Below are 13,981 nucleotides of genomic sequence, written 5' to 3'. Positions count from 1 at the left end.
TTTCGCCCGCTCACACTGCGGGCTTTTTTTTCTGCCGATGTGGCTGATCGTCAACGACCTCGATCTATTTATGTAGTGCCAGAGCGGTGAGCCAGCCCCCTAATCTGCGGTTTTACAGCAGAGAATGGATGCAGGCATGGAACCCGAACAGTTGGCCGCGACTGATAAAACCCCTGAACATACTCAAGGGCCAGTGTCTTCCGCCGACCCACCAGGCTCCATGGCGTGGATGGAGTCGGTCCTGATTGAGCGCTTGTCCACCAGTGCTCAACCCAGCCAAATGCTCAATCAGCTTTACCATGCCCAGACGCGATCCGCGCGGTACGCGCACCTGTTGCAAAAGATGCAGGTTCGTTCACCAAAAATCAGTCGGTTGATCCGCAAAACGTTACGCGAAACATTCGAGACTGACCCCGATTCCCTGTTGCTCAATGTGCCATTGGTGCCCGATGCGCCGCCATGGCGTCGCAACTTGACCGACACGGTCATGCACCTGCTGGCCGAACGTGCGTGTACGAGAGCAGGTGCATGGAGCGAGCAGGTATGCCGACCGGAGGGCCAAGCCGGTAGAGTGCTGGATGAGATCTTCGATGTGGACCTGCTCGAACGCATCGAGGCCGCTGTGCCGGCGTATTGGCAAGTGCTGGCTGAAAACGAGGTCTGTTCGCGCAAGGATCGCTGGTGCACGCTTTACCGGAAGTTCGCGGCTGACCAGGCAGTGTTGGCCCATGGATTGAATCAACTGTCCGACGCCGGGTTGGCGATGGTCATGACCCTGGTCGAAGCGCCCACTCCTCAGGCCCGTGCACGGGCGGGAGGCGTGCGCGCGAAACTGCAAGTGGCGCAAGTAGTGTGTCCAGGAAAGGCTGACAGCCAGATCCCGCTCAGTGGGGCCCTGCATCTTTTCTACCAGGAGGAGGCTGAGGATAAGCGACAGGTGCTGTACCTACCCGGCCTGGCTCAAGCGTTTTATGAGTTCAGCAGCCTGCAAGAGTGGCAGGCTCAGTTCGCCATACTGGTCAATACGCATGCGCTGCTGTTGTGGCCGCTGTTGGCGTTGCCTCGACGTCACCAGTTAGCGCCGGCCACAGCAGTAGCACTGCAGCCCTTCGCCGCGGGCCGGATAGGCCCGCACATCAGCATGGATGCCTTGGCCCATAGCGCCGAGGCGCTGTTAAAGGTGCAGTGGGACAACGAACTGGCCACATTGCTGGAGATCAATATCCCCTATCTGTTTGCCGGCAACGCAATCAAGGGCGCGCATATGCGACCGCTCGAACGTCTGCTGCAGGTGGAACAGGAGCGGGGCGTGATATCCGTGCAACCCGAGTTGAACACCGTTCTGTCGCGGTTGCTGGAAAGGGACAAGCAACGGCGTCATCGGGAGATCAGCTTTTCCAGCCTCTCGACCCACTTACCCTTGCGTGCCTGCGAAGCGAAGGTGCGGCATCAGGAACTCGCCTTTCAACGTCTGCTCAACCCCCAGGCACCGGGCGAGCAGACCCAGGCATTCAACACCGCCGTGGCCCTGCACAAACAATGGCTGGAAAAACGCAATCAATGCGCGCAGCTGCTGCAAGCGCAGGCGCACCGGTTGCATGAGTCCGCGTCCTGGGCCGACATCGGCACCGGCCAGGTCAGTCTGGAGCAGCGCCTGCTGAACGCTCGTGGCGCGGCGTTGGAGCTCGAGGCACTGCTGGGACACCGGATGGGCTTGATTGATCCGACGCTCTTGGCACGCGTCACGGCGTTCACCGCGAAGGCGGTGCAGACCAGCGACACCTGTGCAGATCGGGTGTTGGCGATCAGTATCGGCTCGGCGTCGCAGCCCAGGTACCGATTGCGCGGTGCATGCATACTCGCCGGTGCGAATGAGCCCGCAGCGTCCACCCGCCAGGCCGTGTTGTTGTACGTGCCTGGCATTGACGGTGGCTTGCAACGGTTCAAATCCCTGGCGTACCTGAAGCAGTGTGTACAGGCCAGTTTCAAGTCCACTGAACCCGGTGCGCTCTGGCAATGTATCGGGCGTGCCGAGCGCAACGCTGCGCGTGACTGGGTCCGAAGCTTGGCGGTGGACGAAGCGCTGGAGGTGATTGTCGAAGCGCTTGGGGCCGATGCGCTGAAAATCGGCCTTCAGGAACAGATAGCGGCGCTGGTGGAGGCGCACGAGCGGCTTGGACGAGGCGAGCGGATGTTCACCGAAGTCAGCGACAGATCGTTGACCACGACCTTGCTGGCGATGGAAGCCGAGCAGAACCTGCAGGTGCCGGCCAACGATGCGCGGGAAATGGCCTTGAATAATATCCAACTGGTCATCGCCGCTGCCAGGTTCAGCGCCACGCTGCCCCCCCTTGGCACGGATCACCGGCGCTTGCTTTTGAGCCAGCAACACAGTGAGTTCAACCTCCAGCGTTGGTTGACCACTCAGTTGGGCGACGTAGAAAGTTTCGGCCGCCAGCGCTTGATCTTGCAATTGACCCAGGATGGTTTTTACCCTGGGTTGGATATCGACAAGCCGCTTTTTGATATTCCAGATGACGTGAGCAAGGTCTGGGCCACCCACCCCGAGCGCGCGGTGGGGGAAGCAGGCGCGAAAACGCTGGTGAGTCCGGAGCGCACCACCTACAGCTTCTTGCAACTGGCCCTGAACAATCTTGATCCGCAGGCGCCGTGGACGCGCTGGCGCCTGCAGCATATGACCTGCCTGGACCCGGTCTGGGCAACGCGCCTGAACGTGGATTACCTGATCAAGACTATCTCTGGCCTGGACCTTGGCGGGCAATTTGAGCGCAAAATCCTTGAGGTCTGTTATGGCGAAGAGGGCATGGCCCGGACCGCGCAGGTGTCGCCCTTGCTGCACGAGTTATTGCGCCGGCCGGTCAGGCACCAGGCGAAGCTGGCGCTGCTCGATCAGCAGCGTGTGCTGAGCGAGCGGGGTCGGCAGCTGTTTGCAAAGGTGTTGGCGAACAAGCGTGGCGTGAGCCTGGCGCCGCTGCAACTGTGTTTTCTACGGCTGGAGGCGCTGACGCTGCCATGGGCGCGGCATATTGCCGCGAGCGTGGTGATTCATGACCCTGGCAGCGGTTATTGCCTGCTTTACTGGCCCGGCGCCATTGGTTACCCGGCGCTGTCCGAATACACGAGCCTCAAAGCGTTGCGCGAGGCCTTGATGGCGCACCTGCAGCCCGGAGAACCCATCTCCAGGTTGGCTGCACATGTTGCACCTGGTTCCGAGTCGCAAGCCCTGCTTGGTTACCCTGGCTATATCAAAGCGCTGGTCGAGCCCGCTTCGATCTGGCGCCGCATGCTGGAACGCAACGGGATGTTTTCAGTCGTGAATATCGTCCACTCGGCGGTTGAGACGGGCAAATACCTGTATCGATGGTTCAAGACCAACCGAGTGTTCCCAGCGGCGGCCTTGAGCGAGATAGAGGCCGAGATCCTCGAGCAGCGAGCGCATGGTCCGCACGAATGGCTCGGCATCAGCGCCACGGACGCCACGGATATGCTCGGGCTCCTGGCTCACGCACGGGTGTTGCGGGTGCAGCGTGAGGCGCATGCTCAATCCAATTCCCTCGAAAGGCTGCAGGCGTATCGTCAGTGGCGATATGGCGAGGCGACGGGTCGAACCAACAGGGGGCTGTTATCGATGATCCCCCTGGTGGGTGTGGGGGTCGTGGCCTGGGAAGTGGTATTGGCCACGCGACGGCTTTATCACAGTGGAAGTGCCGATGATGTGATCGACCTGGTGTCCAGCGTGCACCTGTTATTGCTCGAATGCGCAATGCTGTTCCTGCCGGTAAAAGGGGCCAAGGGCTCGTCAAAGCACTTGATGGGCCCGGCGCTGAAGCGTCTGCATCAAGGCCAGCGCAGGCAAGCCAGCCTTACCGTGCGGCCTCCTTCGTCGTCCAGGTTCAAGGGGCCGTCTCCCTACAAGATGGCAGGCGCGGCGGTCGATGCGGTCGAGCTCAAGGCGCCGGTGGACAAGGGGACACGGATGCGCGACGGCGAGCAGTTCACGTTCGACGCCACCGGTCAGCGCCTGGGTGTCTATCGACGCAAAGGTGAGCAACGGCTGCGTTTCAAAAATACTCAAACACCTGGCGAGAATGAGCTGTTTGTATTTATCGAAGAGCCCCGCGAATGGCTGCTGGGCGCCGACAGCCCGCAGCCGGGCAGGAGTACCGACGCAAGTGCTTCCTGGCGGCCGACGCCCGCGCCCACCCCGGTCAGTTGGTCGCCACCGTCGCCACGCTTAGTGGGTGATTTGACGAGAACGCCGATCAACATCGCCGGTCAATGGCGCGAATGGGGGCAGGCGCTGAACATCAGAGAGCTCACCGAGATAACGCCAGGCAAAAACCTGTATCAGGTAACCGGCTCGCCGCGCCGGGTCGTTAAAGTGGGCGCGAACTTCTATGAGACACTTGCCGACGGCTCGCAGCCCCATGCCGACCTCGTCTTCCTCAGACCACCGGGCGGGTTGATTGACAGCCTCGAGGGTTTGACCATGCACCTGGGGCAAGCCCCCACACAGCAACCGTTGCTGCTCACATACGGCGTCGACCTGCGCTGGACCCCGCGTCAAGACCTGTTCTTCCAGCCGCTTTCACAATCACTGGCTAACCGTTTCCCGGGCCTGACACCGGCCAGTCTGCGACAGTTGATGCACAGAATGGTGGAGCTGGCCGACACTGGCACATCCGTCACGAGCACTCGCTTATTGAACATCCGTGCAGCGCTGAATAGATGGGTGCCTCCCGCACTGGGGCAGATGGCACCGACCGACGATCTACTGACAATGCTGCGGCCTGTCAGACCGCGCAAAAAAGCCGTTCTGTACGTGGGACTGGATGGCGAGGTGGGAGGGTACGAGCGTGTGGACTTCGGTCTGTCAGGCGCGCCGGAGGCCAGGCTGCGCGGACCATCACGCGGTGACGTAGCGATCACCAATGATCGGATAACCGTCAGTACCAATGCCGTGACCCGTGTCCTTCAGTCTCTCGGATTTACGGTCACGATGGAAAGCTTCTCCTCTTCCATCAGGCGGCTTGTCTATCTGGTCTGCACACATCCAGCTTCAAATAACCTGTATTTCATATGGATCAAATGGCTGGATGGGACATCCCTCCCGATGAAAACCGGACGGCAACGTCTGATGTCTCGTGCATGGTTTACGGACAAGCACAGCTTGCGTCCAACGGTCTATCAACGGTTCCTGACGGCCCAGAATGAGGGCCGACTGGTCAAGCTATTCGCCGGCATCCAGGATGCCGATCCGCCGACAATTTACTTTTTAAGGCCGGCCGACCTGGACTGACGCTAAATCGGCCCAGAGCGCCTACCGGCTGAGCAACGAAGCCGCGCCGGCGCCGCCGAACAGGCCGGCACTGACCCGGTTGAACCAGCTTTGGCCCTTGCCGCTGCGCAGATATCGCGCAGCGCCATGGGCGCCCAGGCCATAGGCCAGCTTGCACAGCAGATCGAGCAGTGTCCAGGTCGCGATCATCACCAGCAGTTGCGGCAAAAACGGCTGTTGGCTATCGAGAAACTGCGGCAGAAAGGCGGCAAAAAACAGGATGTCCTTGGGGTTGCTGGCGCCCAGTACGAAGGCCCGGCCAAACAAGGCGCGAAAACGCGGCACGGTCGGTGCTTGCGCAACCTCGGCTGCCCGGGCCGGTTGCCGCGATTGCTGCCAGCTCTGCCAGGCAAGGTAGAACAGGTACAGGGCACCCACGAGCTTCAAGGCATCGAATAACTGTTCGGACGCCAGCAACAACGCGCCCAAGCCGAGGGCCGAAGCGCTCAACAGACAGATCGAGGCAAACACGCCACCGAGAAACGCCGGGTACGAACGGCGCAGGCCGTAGTTGAGGCTGTTGCTGATCATCAGCAACGACAGCGGGCCGGGGATCAGGATCACGATCAAGGCGGCGCCGCTGAACAGCAGCCAGGTTTCAGTCGTCATTTCATTGCTCCAGTCTTCAGCGCCACGCTTCAAGCTGTCAGTCAACGCTTGTCGCTGGCCGCCGTTTTATAAAAATACAAACTTGGCGATAAAGATTGCGCACAGCACCCACAGGCTGACCGAGATTTCGCGGTATTTGCCGGTGCCGGCCTTGAGGGCCACGTAGGTGATAAACCCCAGCGCGATACCATCGGCGACCGAAAACGTCAGCGGCATCATGATCGCCGTGACGATCGCCGGAATGCTGTCGGTGGCTTCATCCCAGTTGATATGCGCCAGGCTCGCCATCATCAGCATCGCCACGTAAATCAAGGCGCCGGCGGTGGCATAAGCAGGAATCATACCCGCCAGCGGCGCAAAGAACATGGCGGCCACGAACAGCACACCCACGGTCACGGCGGTCAAGCCGGTGCGCCCACCCGCGGCTACCCCGGCGGCACTTTCCACGTAGCTGGTCACCGGCGGTACGCCGACCATGGCGCCGAATACGCTGGAGGCGCTGTCGGCCTTCAAGGCGCGGGACAGGTTGTGGATCTTGCCGTCGGCGTTGACCAGGCCGGCGCGCTGCGCGACGCCCATCAGGGTGCCGGCGGTGTCGAACATGTGCACGAACAGGAAGGCGAACACCACGCTGATCATGCTCACATTGAACACGCCCATCACGTCCATCGCCATCCAGGTCGGCGCCAGGCTCGGCGGCGTGGCGAGGATGCCGTTGTAATGCACCAGGTCCAGGCCCCAACCGGCGGCCGTCACGGCGATGATGCTGATCAGGATCGCGCCGAATACGCGGTGATAGCTGAGGATCGCGATCAGCAAAAAGCAGATGGCCGCCAACAGCGGAGCGGGTTCATGCAGCGAACCGAGCTTGATCAAGGTCGCCGGGCTGTCGACGATGATGCCCGCGGTTTTCAGGCCGATCACGCCGAGAAACAGCCCCACACCCGCACCCATGGCATGACGCAGGCTCACCGGGATGCTGTTGAGCAGCCACTCGCGAATACGCGACAGCGTGAGGATCATGAACAGCACGCCCGAGATGAACACCGCGCCCAGTGCGGTCTCCCAGGTGTAACCCATGGTGCCGACCACGGTGTAGGTGAAAAACGCATTCAGCCCCATGCCCGGCGCCAGGCCCACCGGCCAGTTGGCGTACAGCCCCATCAACAGGCAGCCCAGCGCGGCGGCGATGCAGGTGGCGACAAAGGCCGCGCCATGATCGATGCCGGCGTCGGCCATGATGTTGGGGTTGACGAAGATGATGTAGGCCATGGTGATGAAGGTGGTGAGGCCGGCGATCAACTCGGTCTTCACTGTGGTGCCATGCATGCGCAGTTTGAACAGGCGTTCCAGCCAGCCGCCTTGCGGTGCGGGGAGGTCGAGCGTTGGGGCTTCGGATTTGCGGCTATCCACAGCGAGTACTCCTCAAGCATTTTATTGTTATGGCCAGCGCGGGGCGCTGTGAGGTACTGGCGGGTTTGTTGACTAAAAGGTCAGGAACTCGCACGAAGCGAATTATGCTTTTGTATACAAATAAAGCAAATAATGTTTTTCATTATGTACTCAGCACTGGATGAAAGGCTAATTCACCCCACTCAGTGCCTGGTTGACCGCCAACCATCCGGCCACCGCCTCTTCCCCGGCTTCGCTGAACGCACGCTGCAAGAGCTTCACCTGTTCACGGCGCAACGACTGCTCGAAGCGCCGCCCTTCGTCGGTCAACTCCAGCAGGCGTTTACGCTTGTCGGTCTCGGACGCAACGCTGTCCACCAGGTGCATTTCCTGCAATTGGCGCAGCGGCATATTCAGCGCCTGCTTGCTCACACCCAGCAATTGCAGCAGCTCTTTGACGCTTGAGGCCGGGTAGCGCGCGATAAAAAACACGATGCGTTGGTGCACTCGGCTCAAGCCCCGGCGTTCGAGCATTTCGTCGGCCTTGGCGGTAAACGCCTGGTAGCCGAAGAAGAACGCTTCCATGGCTTGTTGCTGGCTGGTCTGGTTTTTAAGGTCAAGCATATTGACGTATCCGCCCAAGTCGTCGTAATTTCGGTCAACCAGTTTGACGTATTTCCCACAACCTTCGCCAGCGGTGACCTCCATGGCCTTCTCTGAACGTGTTACGCGCCTCAAAAGCTCCCTGATCCGTGAAATTCTCGCGGCAGCCCAGCGCCCGGAAGTGATGTCGTTCGCCGGTGGCCTGCCGGCCGAATCCATGCTGCCAGCGTTGAACTGGGACGACATGCCACTGAACATCGGCCAATACGGCATGAGCGAAGGCGAACCGCAATTGCGCGAACTGCTCGCCGCCGAGGCCCGCGCCCTGGGCGTGCCGTGCCAGGCCAGCCAGGTGCTGGTGGTCAGCGGTTCCCAGCAAACCCTCGACCTGGCGGCCAAGCTGTATATCGACAAGGGCACGCAAATCCTGCTGGAAGGTCCGACCTACCTGGCCGCGTTGCAGATCTTCCAACTGTTCGGCGCCGAGTGTCTCACCGTGCAGTTGGAAGCCGACGGCCCGGACCTTGCCGCGTTGCGTGCCAACCTCGAACGCCATCGTCCGGCCTTCATCTACCTGATCCCGACCTTCCAGAACCCCTCGGCGGTGCGTTACAGCGAAGCCAAGCGCGACGCCGTGGCCGCTTTGCTCGATGAATTCGGCGTGACCCTGATCGAAGACGAACCCTACCGCGAACTGACCTTCGACGCGGGCAGCGCACGGCCGATCGTCAGCCGCTTGCACAAGGCCAGCTGGATCTACACCGGCACTGTTTCCAAAACCCTGTTGCCCGGCCTGCGCATCGGCTACCTGATCGCCAGCCCGGATCTGTTCCCGCACCTGCTCAAGCTCAAGCAATCGGCGGACCTGCACACCAACCGTGTGGGCCAGTGGCAGGCGATGCAGTGGATCGGCACCGAGCGCTATCAGCAACACCTGGTCCAACTGCGCAGCTTTTACCGTGAGCGCCGCGATGATTTCCAGGCTGCACTTGAGCGTCACTTTGGCGACCTGGCGGACTGGCAAGTGCCCCAGGGTGGATTATTCTTCTGGCTGACCTTGAAACAGCCGGTGGATACCCGCACTTTATTGCCCCAAGCGCTGGAGCAGAACGTGGCGTTCATGCCCGGTGAACCGTTCTTCTCCGAGCCGGACCAACACCTGGGCTCGTTGCGCCTCAATTTCAGCCATATCGACCCGGCCCGCCTGGATGAAGGCCTCTCGCGCCTGGCCGGCGTGGTCCGTCAAGCACAGCACGCGCAAGCGGCATAAGGGGAGCCCCATGTACAAGGTTTATGGCGATTACCGTTCGGGCAACTGCTACAAGGTCAAATTGATGCTCAACCTGCTGGGCATCCCGTATGAATGGGTGAATGTCGACATTCTCAACGGCGACACCCAGACCGCCGAGTTCCTGGCCAAGAACCCCAACGGCAAGATCCCCGTGCTGGAGCTGGAAGACGGCACATGCCTGTGGGAATCCAATGCGATCCTCAACTTCCTCGCCGATGGCAGCGAATTTTTGCCGACGGAGCCGCGGTTGCGTACGCAAGTGCTGCAATGGCAGTTCTTCGAGCAATACAGCCACGAGCCGTATATTGCGGTAGCACGGTTTATCCAGTTCTACCTGAACATGCCCGAGGATCGGCTTGAGGAATATAAAACCACGCACAAGGGCGGCTACAAGGCACTGAGGGTGATGGAGCGCCAGTTGCAGGCCACGCCGTACCTGGTGGGCGAGCAGTATTCGATTGCCGATATCGCGTTGTATGCCTACACCCATGTGGCGCATGAAGGCGGCTTTGACCTGGCGCCTTACCCGGCTGTGCTGGCGTGGTTGCAGCGCGTGGCCAGTCATCCCAAGCATGTGGCAATGCTTGACTGACTCACTCGGTCAAAATGTGCGAGGGGGCCAGTCGAACCGTGGCACCGCCCCTCCCACATTTAGTTCCGTGGCGAGCAGGTCAAAACACTGCCGCGCCGCCGGGCTCAGCCCCATGCCGCTACGACTGATCAGGCCGATCTCACGGTTCACGCCGGGATGATCGATGTGGATGCGCTTCAACCCCTCCAGGCTGTCCGCCGCCGACTCCGGCAGCACGCTGATGCCCAAGCCCTGGCGCACCAATGCCAGCACCGTCGACATGTAGTTGGCCTCCATCCCCGCGTTCATCGTCAGCCGTGTTTCGTCAAACAAACCGTCCACCTGTTCGCGCACGCTGCTGTCGCGTCCGGTCAGGATGATCGGCTGGTCCGCCAGTTGCTCCAGGGTCAACTGGCGGTGGCGGGCGAGGGGATGCCCCAGCGGCACGAACGCACACAGCCGGTCATTCAGCACCGGTACGAAATCCAGCCCATGGCTCAGCCGCGCGCGTACGCCGATGCCGAAGTCCACCGCGCCCTCGCGCACCTGGGCATGAATACGGTGGGCGACCAGGTCGTGCAAACGCACTTCAATCCCGGCAAAACGCTCGCGAAACAGACGCAAGGCCGGCGGCAGGGCGCCTGCGCACACTGAGGGCAGGGCGGCGAGGCTGACCACGCCGCGGCGCAAGGCCGCGAGGTCGCGTGAGCCGGTGACGATGTTGTCCAGGTCCAGCAGCAGCTTTTCCATGGGGCCACGCGCCGCCTGGCCGGCAGCGGTGATGCTCACATGACGCGGGCTGCGGTCGAGCAGGGCGACGCCCAGCCAATCCTCCAGTTGCTGCACCTGCACGGTGAGGGCCGAGGGTGACAGGTGCAGTTCGTTGGCGGCCTTGGTGAAGCTGCCGGTACGGGCTACGGCAAGAAAGGCCTGAATGTGCTGGATAGAATTCTTCATAGCAATCGCTTCATTTTGTTTTTCCGAACATGCAGGTCTGAATATTCCAATTTACAAAGACTAACCCGCTTCCAATACTCCAGGGAAAACAATAACCGGCCAAAAAGGCCGCTCTGGAGTAACCCATGCTCGCTACCCTGGGTGTCATCACCATCCTGTGCCTGCTCGCTGCCGTCATGAGCAAACGCCTCTCGCCACTGGTGGCCCTGATCGCCTTGCCGATCATCGCTGCGCTGCTCGGTGGGTTCGGCCTGCAAACCAGCGCCTTCATCATTACCGGTATCAAGAACGTCGCCCCAGTGGTGGGCATGTTTGTGTTTGCGATCCTGTTTTTCGGGATCATGACCGATGCCGGCATGCTCGACCCCATCATTGATCGTATCCTGCGCACGGTTGGCACGCGTCCTACACGCATCGTCGTCGGCACCGCGACCCTGGCGCTGCTGGTGCACCTGGACGGTTCCGGGGCGGTGACCTTCCTGGTGACGGTGCCGGCGATGCTGCCGTTGTATACGCGGCTGGGCATCGACAAACGCATCCTCGCCTGTGTCTGCGCGATGGCCGCCGGGGTCAACTTCCTGCCCTGGACCGGGCCGGTGCTGCGCTCGTCGGCGGCGCTGCATGTGCCGGTGGCCGACCTGTTCCAGCCGCTGATCCCGGTGCAGATCGTCGGGCTGATCTTTGTCTTCGCCTGTGCCTGGTGGCTTGGCCACCGTGAAGAAAAACGCCTGGGCCTGGGGATCGGCTCCAGCGTGGAGGCGGTGCCGCAACGGGTGCTCAGCGATGACGACATCGCGCTGCGTCGCCCACGGCTGTTCTGGGTCAACCTGATCCTCACCGTGCTGGTGATGGTGGTGATGATCGCCGGTTGGGTCGACCCGGTGGTGATGTTCATGCTCGGCACCGTGGTGGCGCTGTGCATCAACTACCCGAACGTCGACGCCCAGCGCGCTCGCATCGACGCCCATGCCAAAACCGCCCTGACCATGGCCAGCATCCTGCTCGCCGCCGGGGTGTTCACCGGCATCATGCAAGGCACCGGCATGCTCAAGGCGATTGCCGAAGTGGCGGTGGCGCAGATTCCCGCCGGCCACGGCAAGCTGATTCCGGCGGTGGTGGGCTTTATCTCCATGCCATTGAGCATGCTGTTTGACCCCGATTCCTACTATTTCGGCGTGATGCCGGTGATCGCCGAAGTCGGCAAGGCCCTGGGTGTCGACCCGCTGCAAGTGGCCCAGGCCTCGCTGCTGGGCGTGCACACCACCGGGTTCCCGGTCAGCCCGCTGACCCCCGCGACCTTCCTGTTGGTGGGCCTGTGCAAGATCGAATTGGCCGATCACCAGCGCTTCACCATTGCGTTTCTGTTTGCCGCGTCGGTGTTGATGACCCTGACGGCATTGCTCCTGGGAGTGATTTAAATGAAAACCTTGCGCATCGGTTCCGGCGCCGGCTACTCCGGCGACCGTATTGAACCTGCCGTGGAACTGGCCGAACAGGGTGAGCTGGATTACCTGGTGTTCGAATGCCTGGCCGAACGCACCATCGCCCTGGCGCAACAGGCACGTATCAGCGATCCACAGGGGGGTTATGACCCGCTGCTCACCGAGCGCATGCAACGTGTGTTGCCTTACGTCGGCCGTCGTGAAGGGCACCGCCGTCTGCGGGTGATCACCAATATGGGCGCGGCCAACCCTGTGGCGGCAGGCATTGAAGTGCGGCGGATCGCCAGTGCGCTGGGCCTTGAGCTCAAGGTGATGGCCGTGGTGGGCGATGACGTGTTGGACGTCCTGCGTCCCGAGCAGGTCTTGGATAACGGCCAGACGGTCGGCGCCCTGGGTAAACGGATAATTTCCGCGAATGCCTACCTGGGTGTCGACAGCATCCTGGCGGCCCTGCGCGCCGACGCTGACGTGGTGATCACCGGACGCGTGGCCGACCCATCGTTGTTCCTGGCGCCGCAGATGTTCGAGTTCGGCTGGGCGCCGGACGACTGGCAGCGCCTGGGGCGCGGCACGCTGGTGGGGCATTTGCTGGAGTGTGCGGGGCAGGTCAGCGGGGGGTATTTCGCCGATCCTGGTTTCAAGGATGTGGAAGACCTGGCGCGGCTGGGCTTTCCGCTGGCTGAAATCGACGCGGAGGGCGAAGCCTTGATCACCAAGGTGGCGGGCTCCGGCGGGCGGGTCAGCCGCGCGACCTGTACCGAACAATTGATCTACGAAGTGCATGACCCGGCGGCGTACCTCACGCCGGACGTCACTGCGGACTTTTCCCGGGTGGGGTTTGTCGAGGAGGGCTTTGATCGCGTGCGTGTCCAGGGTGCAACGGGGCGCGCGCGGCCTGAGCAACTGAAGGTCAGTGTCGGTTATCTGGACGGCTGGATCGGCGAAGGGCAAATGTCCTACGGCGGCCCCGGCGCTGTCGCAAGGGCACAGCTGGCGCGGGACGTTGTCCTTAAACGTTTGGAATTGATGGGCGTGAAGATGCAGGACGTGCGCGCCGAGTTGATCGGCATGGATGCGCTGCATGGCCCGCGCAGCAGTATCGAGCCCTGGGAAGTGCGCCTGCGCGTCGCTGCACGCTGTGAAGAACGCAGCGAGGCCGTGCGGGTCGGCAATGAAGTGGAGACCCTTTACACCAACGGCCCGTCCGGCGGCGGCGGTGCGAGCAAGAGCGTGCGGCAGGTGGTGGCGGTGGCGTCGTTGCTGCTGGCGCGTGACGCGGTCAACCCGAGGATCGAAGCATGAAACTGCATAACCTGGCCCATTCCCGTACCGGGGACAAGGGCGACACCTCGAACATTTCGATCATTGCCTATCGCGCCGAGGATTACCCGCTGCTGTGCGAACAGCTCACGGCTGAGCGCGTTGCCGAGTTTTTTGCGGGACTGCTGGAACCGGGTGCGGCGCCGGTGCGGCGTTATGAACTGCCGAATGTACACGCGCTGAACTTCGTGCTGCCGGGGATATTGCGCGGCGGCGTAACCCGCTCGCTGGCGCTGGATGCGCATGGCAAGTGCCTGGGTTCTGCGCTGCTCGACCTTGATTTGGCCATGATGGACTAACTGTGGGAAGGGCTTTCTGTGGGAGGGGCTTTCTGTGGTGAGCAGGCTTGTCCTGCGCTGGGCTGCGAAGCAGCCCCCTTGGATCTGTGGTGAATCCGTCGGGGGGACAAGCCCCACTCACTACAGCAAGCCCCACAC

10 protein-coding genes are annotated in these 13,981 nt (G+C 61.7%); 6 read left to right on the top strand and 4 right to left on the bottom strand.

Annotation, left to right across the window (positions count from 1 at the left end; translation table 11 throughout):
• The first annotated feature begins 136 nt into the window (after positions 1–136).
• On the top strand, positions 137–5,320 hold the full coding sequence (locus tag PSH66_RS20605; protein ID WP_305427569.1) for a dermonecrotic toxin domain-containing protein: 5,184 nt from the start codon (positions 137–139) through the stop codon (positions 5,318–5,320).
• A gap of 21 nt (positions 5,321–5,341) precedes the next feature.
• Here PSH66_RS20605 and PSH66_RS20600 read toward each other — a convergent pair whose 3' ends face one another.
• The 3 genes from PSH66_RS20600 to PSH66_RS20590 all read right to left on the bottom strand — a co-directional run bounded on the left by PSH66_RS20600 (position 5,342) and on the right by PSH66_RS20590 (position 7,984).
• Positions 5,342–5,968 (bottom strand): LysE family translocator, encoded by a 627-nt coding sequence (locus PSH66_RS20600; protein WP_305427568.1) that lies wholly within the window; start codon positions 5,966–5,968, stop codon positions 5,342–5,344.
• 66 nt (positions 5,969–6,034) lie between these two features.
• Positions 6,035–7,297, bottom strand: a complete 1,263-nt coding sequence (locus tag PSH66_RS20595) for an NCS2 family permease (RefSeq protein WP_232291338.1) — start codon at positions 7,295–7,297, stop codon at positions 6,035–6,037.
• Positions 7,298–7,549: 252 nt separating this feature from the next.
• Positions 7,550–7,984 carry a MarR family winged helix-turn-helix transcriptional regulator gene (locus PSH66_RS20590; RefSeq protein ID WP_042945908.1) on the bottom strand — a complete coding sequence of 145 codons (435 nt, stop codon included), beginning with the start codon at positions 7,982–7,984 and terminating at the stop codon, positions 7,550–7,552.
• A gap of 82 nt (positions 7,985–8,066) precedes the next feature.
• On the opposite strand from PSH66_RS20590, the gene PSH66_RS20585 reads away from it, so the two are divergent.
• Together PSH66_RS20585 and PSH66_RS20580 are read left to right on the top strand one after the other, a co-directional pair.
• The gene (locus PSH66_RS20585) at positions 8,067–9,233 is read left to right on the top strand and encodes a PLP-dependent aminotransferase family protein (RefSeq protein ID WP_141063258.1); all 1,167 of its coding nucleotides are present in this window, start codon (positions 8,067–8,069) and stop codon (positions 9,231–9,233) included.
• Between the two features lie 10 nt (positions 9,234–9,243).
• Positions 9,244–9,846, top strand: a complete 603-nt coding sequence (locus PSH66_RS20580; RefSeq protein WP_003175235.1) for a glutathione S-transferase family protein — start codon at positions 9,244–9,246, stop codon at positions 9,844–9,846.
• Positions 9,847–9,855: 9 nt separating this feature from the next.
• Here the strand turns inward: PSH66_RS20580 and PSH66_RS20575 are convergent, their stop codons facing one another.
• Positions 9,856–10,782, bottom strand: a complete 927-nt coding sequence (locus PSH66_RS20575; RefSeq protein WP_305427567.1) for a LysR family transcriptional regulator — start codon at positions 10,780–10,782, stop codon at positions 9,856–9,858.
• Positions 10,783–10,907: 125 nt separating this feature from the next.
• Between PSH66_RS20575 and PSH66_RS20570 the strand changes: the two genes are divergently transcribed.
• From PSH66_RS20570 to PSH66_RS20560, 3 genes are read left to right on the top strand one after another with little or no spacing between them, the layout of a single operon-like run.
• Entirely contained in the window at positions 10,908–12,200 is a 1,293-nt protein-coding gene (locus PSH66_RS20570; protein WP_003175233.1) for a CitMHS family transporter, read from the top strand.
• A complete protein-coding gene (locus tag PSH66_RS20565) occupies positions 12,201–13,526 on the top strand; it encodes an acyclic terpene utilization AtuA family protein (protein ID WP_003175232.1) in 1,326 nt (441 codons plus the stop codon).
• Positions 13,523–13,843 (top strand): hypothetical protein, encoded by a 321-nt coding sequence (locus PSH66_RS20560; RefSeq protein WP_003175231.1) that lies wholly within the window; start codon positions 13,523–13,525, stop codon positions 13,841–13,843. The genes PSH66_RS20565 and PSH66_RS20560 overlap by 4 nt, the downstream gene beginning before the upstream one ends.
• Positions 13,844–13,981: the final 138 nt, after the last annotated feature.

Source organism: Pseudomonas sp. FP597, from assembly GCF_030687435.1.
GTDB lineage: Bacteria > Pseudomonadota > Gammaproteobacteria > Pseudomonadales > Pseudomonadaceae > Aquipseudomonas > Aquipseudomonas lactucae.
The sequence above is the reverse complement of the archived record's forward strand: the minus strand, read 5'-3'. Positions and strand labels throughout refer to the sequence as shown.

Coding starts and splice junctions, on each gene's coding strand:
- PSH66_RS20605 (WP_305427569.1), top strand. CDS start 137: ATGGAACCCGAACAGTTGGCCGCGACTGATAAAACCCCTGAACATACT.
- PSH66_RS20600 (WP_305427568.1), bottom strand. CDS start 5,968: ATGACGACTGAAACCTGGCTGCTGTTCAGCGGCGCCGCCTTGATCGTG.
- PSH66_RS20595 (WP_232291338.1), bottom strand. CDS start 7,297: ATGCATGGCACCACAGTGAAGACCGAGTTGATCGCCGGCCTCACCACC.
- PSH66_RS20590 (WP_042945908.1), bottom strand. CDS start 7,984: ATGCTTGACCTTAAAAACCAGACCAGCCAGCAACAAGCCATGGAAGCG.
- PSH66_RS20585 (WP_141063258.1), top strand. CDS start 8,067: ATGGCCTTCTCTGAACGTGTTACGCGCCTCAAAAGCTCCCTGATCCGT.
- PSH66_RS20580 (WP_003175235.1), top strand. CDS start 9,244: ATGTACAAGGTTTATGGCGATTACCGTTCGGGCAACTGCTACAAGGTC.
- PSH66_RS20575 (WP_305427567.1), bottom strand. CDS start 10,782: ATGAAGAATTCTATCCAGCACATTCAGGCCTTTCTTGCCGTAGCCCGT.
- PSH66_RS20570 (WP_003175233.1), top strand. CDS start 10,908: ATGCTCGCTACCCTGGGTGTCATCACCATCCTGTGCCTGCTCGCTGCC.
- PSH66_RS20565 (WP_003175232.1), top strand. CDS start 12,201: ATGAAAACCTTGCGCATCGGTTCCGGCGCCGGCTACTCCGGCGACCGT.
- PSH66_RS20560 (WP_003175231.1), top strand. CDS start 13,523: ATGAAACTGCATAACCTGGCCCATTCCCGTACCGGGGACAAGGGCGAC.